The sequence below is a fragment of the Acinetobacter sp. YH16052 genome (assembly GCF_013417155.1).
Lineage (GTDB): Bacteria > Pseudomonadota > Gammaproteobacteria > Pseudomonadales > Moraxellaceae > Acinetobacter.
In genome coordinates, this window is record NZ_VPEO01000002.1 from 91,460 (window position 1) to 107,018 (window position 15,559).

Here is a 15,559-nt window from a genome sequence, read left to right on the forward strand (position 1 = left end):
CATGCCGAGCTTCTTACTACAAAACCATTTAGACTCTGTAACTGTATTTACACAGCAATAAAAAAGCGCACCTTTCGATGCGCTTTTTTCAATTCCGATCGATTAAAGATCGAAAAGTTTACCCGGGTTCATGATGCCATTTGGATCGAACACTTTTTTCAGGGCTTTCATATATTCAATTTCTTCCGCCGAACGCGAATATTCAAGATATGGCTTCTTGGTCATGCCCACACCATGTTCCGCAGAAATTGAACCGTCATATTTTTTCACGGTATCAAAGACATACTTGTTCACCACCTGACATTTGGCAAAGAATTCATCTTTAGACAAATCAGCAGGTTTTAAGATATTTAAGTGCAAGTTACCGTCACCGATATGACCGAACCAGCAGATTTCAAAGTCTGGGTAATTCGTCGATACAATCGCATCAATTTCTTTAATGAATGCAGGAACGTGCGTGATCAGAACGGAAATGTCATTTTTGTATGGAATAAATGGCGCGATAGATTCAGAAATATCTTCACGTAAACGCCATAAACTTTCTACCTGATCCAGGCTTTGGCTCATTACGCCGTCCAGTACCCAACCTTGTTCCATGCAATGCTCGAAGATTTCCATCGCCTTGTCCATAATCGGCTCAAACGGCGCTTCAAACTCAAGCAATACATAGAATGGGCATTCAGTTTCAAATGGACGTTGCACGTGACCATGGGCCAAGACTTTCTGCATCGCCAGTTCACCAAAGAACTCAAATGCAGTCAGGTCAATTTTCGCCTGGAAGGCATGCAATAACGGCATGATCGCATCAAAGTCAGGTACACCCAGTACCATCACTTGCAGGTCTTGCGGTTGACGTTCAAGCTTGATTTCCGCTTCCGTCACCAGACCCAGCGTGCCTTCACCACCAATAAATAAATGTTGTAGCGCATAACCGGTTGCATTCTTGATCATACCTTTGTTCAGACGCAATACATCGCCCTTACCCGTCACAACGGTCAGGCCAAGTACCCAGTTACGGGTCATGCCGTATTTAATCACTTTGATGCCGCCAGCATTGGTGCCGATGTTACCGCCAATTTGCGATGAACCTGCCGAAGCAAAGTCAACTGGGTAATACATGCCCTGCTCTTCAGCATAGTTCTGTAACTGTTCAGTCACCACACCTGCCTGTACGCGCACCATACGATCTGCCGGGAAAAACTCCAGAATCTGGTTCATCTTGTCCATGCTGACCACGATCTCGCCATTGGCTGCGACTGCACCTGCAGAAAGACCGGTACGACCACCCGATGGAGTCACTGCAACATTAAATTGGTTCGCCAGTTTTACGATGTCTTGAACTTGCTCAGTTGACGACGGAAAAACGACGACTGACGGGTTTGGATCAAAGTGCTTCGTATGATCGCGACCCCAATTCTGGAGGCTGTCCGTATCGGTTTTAATACGGTTTTCACCCACAATTGCAGTCAATTGGGTCAATAACTCAGGGGTTAAAGCGACTGGAGCATTCATCGTTTGCAGACCTAGCATGATTTAAACAAGAGAGACTTCGCTGGTTCATTTGCACATTTTTTATGCATAAAAACATGGATACAAATCAGGCGAAACATGGTTATTAAAGCACCGGATCACGCTGCTTTAAAAGCATGGCGCAATATTATAAGCTATTTTTTGGTGTTTCCCGCGAAAAATGACAATTTTGATAATATACCTTTGAAAATGCAGATTTAAATCAAACACCATGATCATTATTATCAATATATCTTGCCAGAATAGCTGATGTGAGCGTCATTAAGGAAATGTATAACCGCCCCATTCCTGTGCTATCATACCGCGACTAAATTTGGCCTTTGTAGCGGAGCCGTAATGAGCCAACATCTTTCTCTACCTAAAGATAAAATCCGTTTTCTATTGCTAGAAGGCGTTCACCAGAACGCAATCGATACATTGAATGCAGCTGGATATACCAACATTGACTATCGCAAAACAGCGCTTGAGGGTGAAGCACTGAAAGAAGCGATTAAAGATGCACACTTTGTCGGTATTCGTTCCCGTACTCAATTGACTGAAGAGGTATTTGAAGCCGCGAACAAACTGATTGCAGTAGGCTGCTTCTGTATCGGTACCAATCAGGTCAATCTTGATGCTGCAATGCGTCGCGGTATTCCGGTATTTAATGCACCATATTCAAATACACGTTCAGTTGCTGAACTGGTATTGGCAGAAACTATTCTTCTTCTGCGCCGTGTACCTGAAAAATCAACAGATACACATGCAGGTGGCTGGAATAAATCGGCTGTCGGTTCATTCGAAACACGTGGTAAAACTTTAGGTATCGTAGGTTACGGTTCGATCGGTTCACAACTTTCTGTACTGGCTGAAAGTCTGGGTATGAAAGTAATCTATTTCGATACAGTGACTAAATTACCTTTAGGTAATGCACGTCAAGTCGGCTCTATGGGCGAATTACTTGCCAATGCAGACGTGGTTACTCTACACGTTCCGGATCTGCCATCTACCCGTAATTTCTTTGGCAAAGAACAGTTTGCGCAAATGAAAGAAGGTTCAATCTTCCTGAATGCGGCACGTGGTACATGTGTCGTAATTGAAGATCTGGCAGATGCGATCAAGTCTGGTCACATTGCTGGTGCTGCGGTTGACGTATTCCCGAAAGAGCCTAAAGCAAACGGTGAAGAATTTGTTTCTCTATTGCGTAACCTGCCAAACGTAATTCTGACTCCACACGTAGGCGGTTCTACGATGGAAGCGCAAGCGAACATCGGTCTGGAAGTAGCTGAGAAATTCGTGGCTTATTCTGACAAGGGTATGACGCTTTCTGCGGTGAACTTCCCAGAAATCGCATTGCCGTTGACTGAAGGCAAACACCGTTTACTGCACATCCACCAAAATATTCCGGGCGTGTTGTCTAAAATCAACAACCTGTTTGCTGAACAAGGCATCAACATCTCTGGCCAGTCACTGATGACTAAAGGCGATGTCGGTTACCTGGTGATGGATGTCGATGCTGCTGCATCTCATGAAGCACTCGATATGCTTTCGAATGTTGAAGGTACAATCCGCGCACGCGTATTGTTCTAATTCAGATTTAAAAAAAGCCACAGTCTTCGGGCTGTGGCTTTTTTATTGCTTCAAGGTTTTTATATTTAAGCCTGATCCAGCGTTTGCCGCGCTCCCGCTCTTCGAGTCATCGAAACAAATTTAGTCATGCCCAATTTTAAAATTGCACCTATCGTGCAAGCGCCACTAATTCTGTTGATCGCCATGATCAGTATGCAAAGTAGTGGTTCCTTTGCCAAATATCTGTTCGGTCAATTTCCCATTCTGACTGTTTCCGCAATGCGTCTGCTGTTAGGCGCTATGATTTTGGCACTGATTTTTAAAATTTGGGAAATCCATTTCAGACAAATCAAATGGCCGGCCATTATCAGTTATGGCCTTGCTCTGGCCGGCATGAACCTCTTGTTTTACCTATCGATTGATCGCCTACCGCTGGGAATTGCCGTCTCTTTTGAATTCATTGGCCCCTTAAGTGTTGCCCTGTTTTATGCACGGCAAAAATTCGACTTTGTCTGGGTCGGACTGGCGATTCTGGGCTTGGTTCTGCTATTTCCTTTTGATCAGGCTGCCCAGCCGCTTGACCCGATCGGGATTGCATTCGCCTTGGGTGCCGATGCTTGCTGGGCCTTATATATCGTTGCCGGCCAAAGACCTTCGGGCGTTTCTGGCAATCATACTGTATGCTTGGGCATGTTTGTCGGCATGCTGGTGCTGATGCCGATTGCGCTCTTGGCAGGCATGCCGGCACATACTTTTGAACCGATGAGTTTGTTGTATTTTGTGGCTTTGGCAGTACTGGCTAGTGCCCTGCCTTTTAGCCTAGAAATGATTGCACTAAGAAATTTAACCGCACTTAGTTTCGGCACCTTGATGAGTCTGGAACCCGCGATTGCCGCACTCTCGGGGCTGGTCTTTCTAGGCGAGACTTTATTGTGGACACAATGGCTGGCATTGGCCACGATTATCAGTGCTTCAGTGGGTTGTACGGTGACCAGTCAAAGAAGAAAAAATACAGTTGAGCACTTTTAAATTTAAAATTTGTTATAAGAAATACTACTCACTTTGAATTTAAAAAAATATTAGCTGGAAAAGCCTACTCAAAGTCGATAAATTCAGTCTAATACTCTTCTAAGATCAAAATTTTCTCTTTTTAAAAGTAACTTTAAATTTAAAATTATTTCCACCCCCTACTCATTAAAAATTAACCGTTTTGCTATAATCCCGCTTTCTTCCATGTCCTGATTACACCTTTCTGGTGTAAGTAACTCCCATGCCAAACGCCCAACTCCTTGCTGTGTTGTACATGGTTTTATCCATGATGTCGTACCAGATCAGTGCATCCTTCGCCAAGCAACTTTTTCTGGTCCTTGACCCTATCACAGTGACCATTTTAAGACTCTGTTTTGCAGCGATCATTGTCGGCGTGATGTTTCGTTCCTGGAAAATCATTCAGCGTTTGCCTTTTTTGAAATGGCGGGATTTACTCTGCTATAGCGCCGCTTTAGGGGTCATGAATATTTTATTCTATTTGTCTCTAGGAAGATTACCGCAGGGAATTGCAGTCGGTCTGGAGTTTATTGGTCCTTTAGGTCTGGCCCTGCTCTCGATCAAACATCGTAGTGATTATATTTGGGTATTGATGGCCATTTTAGGCATTGCGTTAATGGTGCCATGGGGACAGGCCAATAGTAGTAATTTCGACCTTCTGGGCGCCGCCTGTGCTTTAGGTGCGGGTTTATGTTGGGCACTGTATATTTTCTTCGGGCAACGCGTAGTTCAGCAAAATATCGGCATGCATGCGCTGACCATTGCAATTAGCATTTCAGCTCTGTGTCTGCTTCCGATTGGGCTCTATAACAATGCACCAGCGCTGATTGATACCCAGTATTGGGGCAAGGCGATTATCATTGCAGTGCTGGCCACAGCAATTCCATATGCGCTAGACTTAAAAGCTTTGCAGCATTTAAACAAGACCAGCTATGGCACCCTGTCCAGCCTGTCTCCCGCCTTGGCTGCACTAACCGGTTTTATACTATTGGGCGAAAAAATTACGCTTCTTCAGACGGTAGCATTAGTCTGTATCATGCTGGCCTCCGTCGGTGTGACCGTACGTGCCGCCCGTCAAGGATCAGCAGAAAAGAATGCCTAAAAGGCTGATTAGAATCTAAACAACTGACTAAATATTTGCATTAATTCTTTCACTTTCTTCCTTTGAGATAAATCCAAAGAAGAAATGAATGGATAAAAATCCCATATCTCCAGATAAAAATATGATCAGATGCCATAGTTGCAGTGAAGATATTTTTGATATGCGAGTGTGGCAAGGATGCCACATGTTACCCATCACGACAGGACGTCGTGTATGGGTAACAAAAGACTTTTGCCTACTTTGGGTCTTTCCAAAGTAGGGAGATTGCCTACACAAAAGCATTTAAATTTTTAAGAAAATGAGGCTGTACAGCTTCTAAAGCTAAACATGCATAACGATTAACTCAAACATCTAATTTGAGTTATAAATTATGGAAAAGTAGCTAATCAAATGTCAGCTGTTCGATGTTTAGCTTTGTACCAGCATATCTTTTTTCATATCTTTATAACGCTGGTATTCATTCTTGTACTGCACTGCTAAAACGGTCTTCTGCTCTTCATCCAGAATTTTACCAGCTTGCTGGAAGAAACTATGTTCCTCTTCTTTTAAGTGATGATGCACCTTTTCGGAAAGTTTTTTGGCCATGGCAATCCAGCCCGGATTACTCAATTCAGTTGCAGTTAATTCCTCGATCATTTCGTCCATTTCATGATGTTCGGCCAAGGCATGGCGGGTAATATTCAGGCCCGAATCGGTCATCATCAAGGGAATATAAAAATAACGGTCTTCCGCAGCCTCATGGGCAAATAATTCATTTTTCAGTTGCTTGAACAGCTCGCGGCGTTCTGGTGTATCTCCGGAAGTCTGTAATAGTTTTTCTGCAAGATCACGCTGAATCTCATGACTCTCTCTTAATGCTTCAAAAATAGTCGTCATTCCGATATTTCTCCAATTGTTTTATTTTTCATATCATTGATTCTAGAAGATTTTCAGAGCAGGTTCAGACGCAGTTTATACAGTGATTTGTTAAGAAATTTTAATATCGAGAATGATTTACATCAGGTTTAGATCTAAAAAAACATCTGGTATGCCATCCGGCAAATCAGCAGACTGACCAGAATCAGGAATAAAATCCGGATAAAACCACTGCCATATTTAAATGCCAAACGCACCCCGACCAAGGAACCACAAATATTGGCTACCGCCATCATTGCCCCGACCATAAACAGCACATTGCCACTGGGAATAAAAAAGCTTAAGGCGGCCAGGTTGGTGGTGAAATTGGCAATTTTCGATAAGGCCGATGCATGCAGAAAGTCGACGCTTAAATAGCGAATAAAAAAGAAAATAAAGAAACTGCCGGTGCCCGGACCAAAGATACCATCATAAAAGCCTATCGCCAGACTCCCCAAAGCGGCCAGAATCAGCATTTTCCGATTCAGTTTTTGTTCGGTATGCACCTGGCCAAACTGTTTTTTCATCAAGGTATAGATTGCGATCACAATCAACATGACCAGCACAAAAGGCTTAAGGATCTCGACTGGAATTAGCGTAACGCTGGCTGCACCAATAAAAGAACTAACAAAACTGCACAGTGCAATCACGCCCAAGAGCAACCAGGGCAGTTTTACCTGACGCAGGTAGGAAAATGCCGCAGAAGCGGTGCCACAAATGGACGCGAGTTTATTGGTGCCAAAGACCGTAGCAGGCTGTAAATGCGGTAAACTCCCCATAATTGCCGGGATCTGGATCAGACCACCACCACCCACGGCAGCATCAATCGCCCCTGCAAAAAATGCAAAGACAACCAGACTGATGATGATCTCTATTTCCATATCTTGACTCGATTAGAGGTTCAGGACGCGTTTGGGTACCAGACGTTTTTTGTCGGTAATTTCTGCCAGCCCCAGACATTTCTCGCCATCAAAAACCAGCACCTGTTCAGCTGCTTCATGTTCGATATTGCTTTCCATGCCGCGGCTAAAATATTCTGCGCGACCTTCGGGTACCTGCACTTTTGGAAAATGATCAACCGGTGCATAGGCCGGCAACAACAGTGCATCACGCTCTGCTTCGCTCAGGCTTTCCAGATATTCAATGGTATAACTCGGAATCAAATCAAAATGGCCGGTTTTGATGCGGTGCAGATAAGTTAGATGGCCATAAGTTCCCAGTGCTTTGGCAATATCTTCCCCCAAAACCCGGATATAAGTTCCTTTAGAACAGGTAATATCCAGCGTGATACTGTTCTCCGTAAAGGATAAAAGCTCAATCGCTAAAATTGTAATTGGACGTGCTTCACGTTCAATCTCGATACCTTTGCGCGCCAGTTCGTATAAAGGACGGCCTTCTTTTTTCAAGGCAGAATACATCGGCGGCACTTGCTGGATATCCCCGATAAACTGTGCCAATGTGTCCTGAATCAAGGCTTCCGAGAGTTCAGGAACTGCTTTTTCCAGAAGCACCTCGCCTTCCACATCACCCGTGGTGGTGCTATGTCCCAAAAATACGGTCGTCTGATAACGCTTGACCGAATCTAATAAATAATGCGAAAACTTGGTCGCCTCCCCCAAACACACGGGCAATAAACCGGATGCCAGCGGATCCAGCGCACCAGTATGGCCGGCTTTTTGTGCACGGTACAACCAGCGGACTCTTTGCAATGCAGCATTGGAACTGATGCCCAAAGGCTTATTGAGCAGGAAGACACCACTGAGATGACGACGCTGAATTTTAGGAGATGATGCTTTCATGGCAAAAAATCAGACATTTTATAAATTGGCGCCATGGTAAAACCCTGCGAGAGGATTTACAACTTTTCTATAGTCTCTAATGATTTTTATGGCATATTGAGCCGGCTTGAACATCTAAAAGCTTTAATATCTAAAAGCTTGAATATCTAAAAATAATGAAATAACGAGAAAATAGGTGCATAGGATATGCAGAAATATAAAATATGGATCATTCTGGCGTTGCTGGTGCTATGTATCCTCACACTGATCTTATGGCTGTCCCCAAAAGAAAATACCCAGGCAGATACCGGGACAAAAATGCCTTTAACTGAAACTCAGGCAGAGCAAACCGCATTCTTGGTCAATGGCCCTGCCAATGCAGCTTTCCCCAGTGCCAGCCAGCAAGATACCGAAATTAATTGTCAAATGCAGTTAGATACCAGCAACCGTCTGCTCGTGAATGAACAGACCCGCAACTGTTTTGAATATTTTATTACCCAGTTTGGTGAAAAAAATCTGCAGCAGATCCAGCAGGATTTTAAAGCCTATATTCGCCAGAATCATAAAGAACCGGCACTCTCGCAAATTCTGGATTTATGGGATCGTTATATCCAGTATCGTCAGGGTTTGGGCCAGCTCACTGCACCGACTGGGCTGAATCAGGAAGATCCTGCCTATTATCGGAGCATCTATAACAGTACCCAGAATTTGCGCCAGCAGTACTTTTCCAAGTATGAAATTGAAGGCTTGTTTGGCACAGAAGATGCCTATCATGAATATACCCTGGATCGGATGAGCGTATTGGCAGACAAAAGCTTGACTGAGACTGAAAAAGCCCAAAAGCTCAAAGCACTTTTTCAGCAGCTCCCGCAAGACTGGCAGGAAAACCTGGAACAACTGAATAAACTGGAAGATCTGCGCAAACTCACCGCAGATATTAAAGCCCGTGGCGGTTCCCGTGATGAAATCCGGCAGATGCGGATGAATCTGGTCGGTGCTGAAGCGACACAGCGTCTGGAACAACTGGATGTACAGCGCAGCGACTGGAAAAATCGGGTCACGGGTTATTTAGATGAACGCGATCAGATTACCCAGTCCGGCATGTCTGATATTGCCAAACAGCAAGCGATTGCCCGGCTTCGCAGCAAACATTTTAATACACCGCAAGAACAGCTGCGGGTAGAAACCTTTGAACAGGTGCATGATCAAGGAGGTAAGCTACCCTTCGCCGATTAAGCCTGGAAGCCATCACCTGTTGATGGCTTTTTTATCGCCACAATTTAGATAATTTTCTACTTTATCTTAACGTGACATCCCTATTGTTGTTTCAAAATATTTCCATTTACATAAGTTAACTTAAGAAAATCACAAATATTTCAAGGACTTTTTATTTAAATACATTTGTATATAAACCATATATTTACACTTAAAAATCCTTTTACTCGACATGTCCCCAAATGACATGGTTTTAGATAGCTGAAATGAAAAAATACTGCTGCTTACAAAGAAAAATGGCTCAGCCACTCAAAGCCAAGACTGTATTTTAAGACGTCTGATTGTATGGCCTATAGCACTCTAGAAAAGCAATGATTGCTTTAATAATGATAAAATTAAAAAGGGACGGTCATGCGTACTTTCAACAAGACAATACAGTTACTGACTGTGACTTTAGCAGCGGCTTTGGGCTTAAGCTTTGCTGCACACACCCAGGCAGCGGCAAGTACCACACAAGTCATCGAAAAGACCAAGTCCGATTATGCCAAAACCAAATATCCGATCTTGATGGTACATGGCTGGCTAGGCTGGTCACGCATTGGTACCGATAGCATCGGACTGGATTACTGGTATCAGATTCTGCCGGATATGGCACGTAACGGCTCCACCGTCTTTGCTGCACAACTGTCTCCGGCAAATACAACGGCACATCGCGGTGAACAACTGATTCATCAGATTGAAGATGTTTTGGCCATTACCGGTAAGAAAAAATTGAATCTGATTGGTCATTCCCATGGTGGGCCGACGGTACTCTATGTTGCAGCAACCCAACCGCAGTATATCGCTTCGATTACCGGCGTTGCAGGCACCTACCACGGTTCCAAAGTGGCAGATGATATTCAGAATAATAGCCTGACCCGTACCGCCTTCAATATTTTAGGTGATTATATTATTGGACCATTGATCGCACTGGGTCAGCTTAAGCCTGAACTGGAAATTGATTTTGATGCTTCCATGAAATCCCTGACCCAGACCGGTTCAAATACCTTTAATGCCACAGTGGCACAGCAGGTGGTGAAAGATGGTGTATTAGCTCCTACAGAAGACTGCAATAAAAATTTAAAACAGAGAGACAGCAAAGGCATTCATTATTATTCATGGACAGGTGTGGCCCAAGCCACCAATGCCCTGGATATTGATACGATCCTAATGCAGCTCGGCCCCTTATCGTATGGCAGTAAAGACAATGATGGCATGGTGTCACGCTGTAGCGCGTTCATGGGCAAGGTGATTAATGACCAATACAAACTCAATCATACTGACCTAGCCAATATGATGTTTGGTCTGAAAGGTATGTTTGCACCCGATCCGGTCGCCCTCTACCGCCAGCATGCCAACCGACTCAAATTAGAGGGTTTATAACCCCAGAGCGCCTATATTTCAGCTGAAATATAGGCTTTTTTCTAAGTACTTATTTGATCTATCAGTGATCCGGAAGTTGCAATGAAAACTCCAAGTTACTCCCTTGAATTTTTTGCTACGGTTTGCCCTATGGGCTGACCTTTATTTTTGGTCATGTCTCATCATTTTAATTACAGAAGCGTAGAAAAGTGAATCCTTGCTGCATCGGGGACTTTGCAAAACCAGATGAGGATCATCCGGTTAAAACAACAAAACTGAGGAAAATATCATGAAATTCGGAGCATTAATCACGGGTCTGCTGCTGGCATCTACAGGCCTCAGCACTCAGGCCTCCACCCAAGCCAGTCAGGTCACAGCTAAAGCCAGTTCACAATATGCCAAGACCCAATACCCGATTGTATTTGCTCATGGTATGGCAGGCTTTATCCGGGTCGGTACCGACCAGTTTGGACTGGATTACTGGTATCAGATTTTACCGGATCTGGCACGGAATGGCGGCAATATCTGGGCCACACGGGTATCACCATTTAACTCATCGGAAATTCGTGGTGAACAGCTTTTACAGCAAGTAAAAGAAATTCGGGCGATTACCGGGGCATCCAAGGTTAATCTGATTGGTCATTCACATGGCGGCCCGACCATTCGTTATGTGGCAGGCGTGGAACCTAGCATGGTTGCTTCCCTGACTTCAGTCGGTGCACCGCATAAAGGCTCGCCAGTGGCAGACCTGATTCTTCAGGCAGAAGGCACGCCAATACAAGGTCCTTTGGTAGGTGGCATCAACCTGGTGTCAAAAGCTATTACTTGGGCGCAAGGTCTGGATCCAAACAGTTTTCCGCATGATTCACTCGCAGGTGGTAGCAGCCTGACTATGGCACGATCTGCTAAATTCAATCAGAAATATCCACTGGGTATGCCGACCACGGCCTGTGGTGAAGGCATTTATCAGCAAAAAGGGATTTATAGCTATTCATTCACAGGTGTAGGTCAAGTCACCAACCCGCTCGATCCTGACTCAGCCCTCAAAGTTACAGCTCTACTCATTGACGGCGGCAAGGACAATGATGGTCTGGTTTCCCGCTGTAGTGCCAGATTCGGTAAAACCATTCGGGATAACTACAACTGGAACCATCTGGATGAAGTCAATATGGTTCTTGGACTGAAAAATATCTTTGCACCTGATCCGGTCGATGTGTATCGTCAACATGCTAACCGCTTAAAATTACAAGGTTTATAAAGCTATACGAGCCTCTATTCATCTAGAGGCTTTTCTCCCTTATTTTTCCTAAATTTTTTCTAAAAATTTAATTGTTAATCATGATCAAACTGCATATAAAATATTCATCAAATATAAAAAGAACTGTGAAATAAAATAAATGCAGAGATGTTCTATAGAAATCAAAAACAAATTTAAAAGAGCCTGTCCCTGCTGCAAACAAAAAGTCATTGATCCTTTTCAATTTAAAAAATATGAGCTTTATTCTTGTCATCGACATATTGTCGTAAATGCATGGATCAGTATTTTACTTATTATCACTCAATGCTTTATTTGCGTTCAACTTTTTAATGCAGGATTCCAGTCTTGGGGATATTTTGTATTATTGCTGATGTTTATTCATAAAATTTTCTTGGATATTTTGGATGCAATGATCTTGCCTTTGCAGGAATATTTCACATAAATCTGAAAAAAAATCAGGCATAAAAAAATGCGCCCAAAGGCGCATTTTTTCACTCGTATAAAGCTTAAAATTAAGCTTTAGTTTTACGAGCTGGTAATTTTTCACGAATACGTGCAGCTTTACCAGACAATTCACGTAGGTAGTAAAGTTTAGCACGACGAACGTCACCACGACGTTTCACTTCGATACCAGCAACGATTGGAGAGTGAGTTTGGAATACACGCTCAACGCCAACACCGCTAGAAATTTTACGTACTGTGAACGCAGAGTTCAAACCACGGTTTTTCTTAGCAATTACAACGCCTTCGAACGCCTGTAAACGCTCACGGTCGCCTTCTTTTACTTTAACTTGAACAATAACTGTATCACCTGGTGCAAAAGCAGGGATGTTTTGTTTCAATTGTGCGTTTTCAATTACTTGAACTAAAGGATGCTTACCGCTCATGGGGTATCTCCAATATGTGCGAGTCAGAAGAGGTCTGATCATCGCTGGGTATAGAGGCTAAAGCGCATACACCCGATTATCTTTCCCTTTATAGTTGACCATCTCAACCATAAAGAGCCTATTAAAGAATACTTAAATAATTTTAAGTACTTGCTTGAAGACAGAAATGATCACTCATCAATATCTTACAAATCTTTTAGCCATTTTTTCTGATGCTTGGTCAACTCGACTTTTTCCACCAACTCTGGGCGGCGTTCAAGTGTACGCTGATATCGCTGCAGAAACCGCCATTTTTCAATATTGGCATGATGCCCGGACTTTAACACCTCAGGCACATCCAAACCTTCAAAATGATCTGGCTTGGTATATTGTGGGCAATCTAGAAGACCATCCACAAATGAGTCTTGCACGTGTGATTGCTCATCAGACATCGCACCCGGAAGTCTCCGGATAATACTGTCCAATAAAACCATCGCAGGAAGTTCACCACCCGACAAGACGTAATCTCCAATTGACCATTCCTGATCAACATATTGCTGGATCAAACGTTCATCGACGCCTTCATAACGTCCGCACAGTACGATGATTCCGTCATATTTGACAAAATCCTGTACCGCAGTTTCGTTTAAGGTCTTTCCTTGCGGTGACATATACACCACAGGAACCTGAACTGCACCTGCTTGCGTTGCAAGCTCTTTGGCATGCTGGATTGCTTTTGCCAAAGGCTCAGCCATCATCACCATACCCGGACCACCACCGAATGGACGTTCATCCACCCGTTTATAGTTGCCCGTCGCATAATCGCGAGGATTGATGCAATGAATTTGCATCAATTCACGTTTTGCTGCGCGCCCGCTAATACCATAGGCTGTAATCGCTTCAAACATTTCAGGAAAAAGCGTAATGACTGCAAAAAACATCGCAGACTCCCTTATTTCCGAAAAATTCTTAGTAGTCTACGCCCCAATTGACGTAGATACGACCAGCTTCAAGATCAACGCGTTGCACCACATCTTTATGCCATGGGATCATTCGCTCTTCGCCATCAATGCTGTCGGCAGTTGCGCGAACCACCATCACATCGTTAGCACCTGTTTCAAACAGCTCAAAAATTTGACCGAGATTGACTTCTTGTTCTTCATCATCCAGACCTAACACAGTTAGACCTTTTAAATCAGACCAGTAATACTCATCCACACCAGCTTGAGGCAGTTGCGATTTAGAGATCCAGACATTGGAGCCAACCAGTTCGTCTGCGCCAGTACGATCACTCACACCTTTAAGCGAAACAACCAGGCCTTTACCATGTGGTTTCCAACGTTTTACATCGACAATTTGCCAACCTGCTTTGGTCTCAATGTACCAAGGCAGATAGTCAAATATGTTGCTCATAGGTTCTGTATTGGAATAGACCCAGAGCCACCCATTTAATCCATATGCTGAACGTAACTGTCCAATCTGAATACGATCTTCGGGAACATTCTGTGTTGGTGTCATGGGCAAGCTACTACCTAATTTATATAAAAATTATGCAGCAACTGCAGCTTTCTTAGCTTGAGCAGCTAAAGAAGCAACACGATCAGAAGGTTGAGCACCTTGTGAAACCCAGTGAGCAAAACGGTCAGCATCTAAACGAAGTTTTTCTGCTTTACCTTGAGCTGTAGGGTTGAAGAAACCGATACGTTCGATGAAACGACCGTCACGTGCATTACGGCTATCAGTCACAATGATTTGATAGAACGGACGTTTTTTAGCACCACCGCGTGCAAGACGAATAACAACCATGATAGAACCTTATAGTTTTTACGGATTATCCTTGTACCGACCATCGATACAGCTCAAACCCCTTTCATAGAGGGCAGCATTTTACGCGAAGTTTGCCCTGAATGAAAGATCAAATTTAAGTTATCCACAGTTTGAATTTGTTTTACCTATCACTCCAACTCAAACATGCTCCCGATGCATCATCTTTATTTTTATACCAGCATTGGGTTCCCCTATGAGTCAAGGTTAATGCACCATCATTTTTTTGAGCACTTGTTATTATAGGAGTCGCTGTTAATATCCATGATGAATCAGGAGCATTTGTTATAGTTAGATCATAATAAGCCGAACCAGTTCGGGGTGAAACTGTTTTGCCATACACATCAGGATTAGTAAGTGGATTAGTGGCATAACTCGAAGTTGTATTATTTTTTCCGTAATCCCCATTTGCTAATTTATAAGATTGCAATTTTTGTGCTATTTCCATCATCACACTTTGAGTTTCAACACGATTCTTCCGCTTTACATAATTTTGATAAGATGGATATGCAATGGACACTAGAATAGCTAAAACAGCCACAACGATCATAAGTTCAATAAGTGTAAAACCCTTAATCCTTTTCATTATTATTTCCACTCCTTGCTATTTACGCCACAATTCGTACTCGTAACAATCAATGAGTCTTTAGTCATACACTTTACACCTCTAGAATCCAATAACAGATATTCAGAATTTCTAAGCGCATTACTTTTAGTTTGATTAGGAATGGCGATCATTTTCCAGCCTTGCCCAATTGTAGAGTCTTCTAAAGCCTTAGTTGAATCGTTAATATCAACAATTTTGATTTGATAATCGTAATTATTTGCAGAATCATAAGGAATATTGATCTCACCTTTTATTGAGGTCTGATGTTCAGGAATATATCCTGCGTAACTTAATTGCTTCCCTTTATAATTTTCTAAACGCTCAGCAATCTTCAACATTTCAGATTGTGCTTTAGACTTATTTGCTCGAGCAATATAAACTTCATAACTTGGAATAGCGATAGCTGCAAAAATTGCAACTATCACCACAACAACCATCAATTCAAGCAAAGTGAAGCCTGCAGTATTTTTAATTTTATCCATACATACT

General features: G+C 43.1%; 16 protein-coding genes. 6 read left to right on the forward strand and 10 right to left on the reverse strand.

Annotated elements, in window-relative coordinates; all coding sequences use genetic code 11:
• Positions 1 to 102 precede the first annotated feature (102 nt).
• On the reverse strand, positions 103 to 1,512 hold the full coding sequence (locus FTV42_RS01910) for an FAD-binding oxidoreductase (protein ID WP_004644999.1): 1,410 nt from the start codon (positions 1,510 to 1,512) through the stop codon (positions 103 to 105).
• Between the two features lie 354 nt (positions 1,513 to 1,866).
• On the opposite strand from FTV42_RS01910, the gene serA reads away from it, so the two are divergent.
• From serA to FTV42_RS01925, 3 genes are all read left to right on the forward strand, one after another.
• Positions 1,867 to 3,099, forward strand: a complete 1,233-nt coding sequence (gene serA, locus FTV42_RS01915) for a phosphoglycerate dehydrogenase (RefSeq protein WP_180037221.1) — start codon at positions 1,867 to 1,869, stop codon at positions 3,097 to 3,099.
• 126 nt (positions 3,100 to 3,225) lie between these two features.
• Positions 3,226 to 4,107: an EamA family transporter gene (locus FTV42_RS01920; protein ID WP_180037222.1), complete on the forward strand. Its 882-nt coding sequence runs from the start codon at positions 3,226 to 3,228 to the stop codon at positions 4,105 to 4,107.
• 241 nt (positions 4,108 to 4,348) lie between these two features.
• On the forward strand, positions 4,349 to 5,227 hold the full coding sequence (locus FTV42_RS01925) for a DMT family transporter (RefSeq protein WP_180037223.1): 879 nt from the start codon (positions 4,349 to 4,351) through the stop codon (positions 5,225 to 5,227).
• Between the two features lie 408 nt (positions 5,228 to 5,635).
• Here the strand turns inward: FTV42_RS01925 and FTV42_RS01930 are convergent, their stop codons facing one another.
• The 3 genes from FTV42_RS01930 to truB form a co-directional block, all read right to left on the reverse strand.
• Entirely contained in the window at positions 5,636 to 6,103 is a 468-nt protein-coding gene (locus FTV42_RS01930) for a hemerythrin domain-containing protein (RefSeq protein WP_180037224.1), read from the reverse strand.
• 134 nt (positions 6,104 to 6,237) lie between these two features.
• Positions 6,238 to 7,002: a TSUP family transporter gene (locus tag FTV42_RS01935; RefSeq protein WP_180037225.1), complete on the reverse strand. Its 765-nt coding sequence runs from the start codon at positions 7,000 to 7,002 to the stop codon at positions 6,238 to 6,240.
• A 12-nt stretch (positions 7,003 to 7,014) separates the two neighbouring features.
• Positions 7,015 to 7,920 carry a tRNA pseudouridine(55) synthase TruB gene (gene truB, locus FTV42_RS01940; RefSeq protein ID WP_180037226.1) on the reverse strand — a complete coding sequence of 302 codons (906 nt, stop codon included), beginning with the start codon at positions 7,918 to 7,920 and terminating at the stop codon, positions 7,015 to 7,017.
• A 186-nt stretch (positions 7,921 to 8,106) separates the two neighbouring features.
• On the opposite strand from truB, the gene FTV42_RS01945 reads away from it, so the two are divergent.
• The 3 genes from FTV42_RS01945 (at position 8,107) to FTV42_RS01955 (ending at position 11,773) form a co-directional block, all read left to right on the forward strand.
• Entirely contained in the window at positions 8,107 to 9,135 is a 1,029-nt protein-coding gene (locus tag FTV42_RS01945; protein ID WP_180037227.1) for a lipase secretion chaperone, read from the forward strand.
• A gap of 390 nt (positions 9,136 to 9,525) precedes the next feature.
• A complete protein-coding gene (locus FTV42_RS01950) occupies positions 9,526 to 10,536 on the forward strand; it encodes a triacylglycerol lipase (protein ID WP_180037228.1) in 1,011 nt (336 codons plus the stop codon).
• Positions 10,537 to 10,804: 268 nt separating this feature from the next.
• Positions 10,805 to 11,773: a triacylglycerol lipase gene (locus FTV42_RS01955; RefSeq protein ID WP_180037229.1), complete on the forward strand. Its 969-nt coding sequence runs from the start codon at positions 10,805 to 10,807 to the stop codon at positions 11,771 to 11,773.
• Between the two features lie 512 nt (positions 11,774 to 12,285).
• On the opposite strand, the gene rplS is transcribed toward FTV42_RS01955, so the two are convergent.
• The 6 genes from rplS to FTV42_RS01985 all read right to left on the reverse strand — a co-directional run bounded on the left by rplS (position 12,286) and on the right by FTV42_RS01985 (position 15,552).
• The gene (rplS, locus tag FTV42_RS01960) at positions 12,286 to 12,660 is read right to left on the reverse strand and encodes a 50S ribosomal protein L19 (protein WP_004281205.1); all 375 of its coding nucleotides are present in this window, start codon (positions 12,658 to 12,660) and stop codon (positions 12,286 to 12,288) included.
• Between the two features lie 185 nt (positions 12,661 to 12,845).
• On the reverse strand, positions 12,846 to 13,580 hold the full coding sequence (gene trmD, locus FTV42_RS01965) for a tRNA (guanosine(37)-N1)-methyltransferase TrmD (protein WP_180037230.1): 735 nt from the start codon (positions 13,578 to 13,580) through the stop codon (positions 12,846 to 12,848).
• A gap of 28 nt (positions 13,581 to 13,608) precedes the next feature.
• Positions 13,609 to 14,157, reverse strand: coding sequence for a ribosome maturation factor RimM (rimM, locus tag FTV42_RS01970; RefSeq protein WP_004281200.1), 549 nt, complete (start codon positions 14,155 to 14,157; stop codon positions 13,609 to 13,611).
• Between the two features lie 30 nt (positions 14,158 to 14,187).
• Positions 14,188 to 14,445 carry a 30S ribosomal protein S16 gene (gene rpsP, locus FTV42_RS01975; protein ID WP_004281198.1) on the reverse strand — a complete coding sequence of 86 codons (258 nt, stop codon included), beginning with the start codon at positions 14,443 to 14,445 and terminating at the stop codon, positions 14,188 to 14,190.
• A gap of 142 nt (positions 14,446 to 14,587) precedes the next feature.
• A complete protein-coding gene (locus tag FTV42_RS01980) occupies positions 14,588 to 15,049 on the reverse strand; it encodes a type IV pilin protein (RefSeq protein ID WP_136143807.1) in 462 nt (153 codons plus the stop codon).
• A gap of 2 nt (positions 15,050 to 15,051) precedes the next feature.
• Complete coding sequence (locus FTV42_RS01985) at positions 15,052 to 15,552, reverse strand: type IV pilin protein (protein ID WP_180037231.1); 501 nt, start codon at positions 15,550 to 15,552, stop codon at positions 15,052 to 15,054.
• Positions 15,553 to 15,559: the final 7 nt, after the last annotated feature.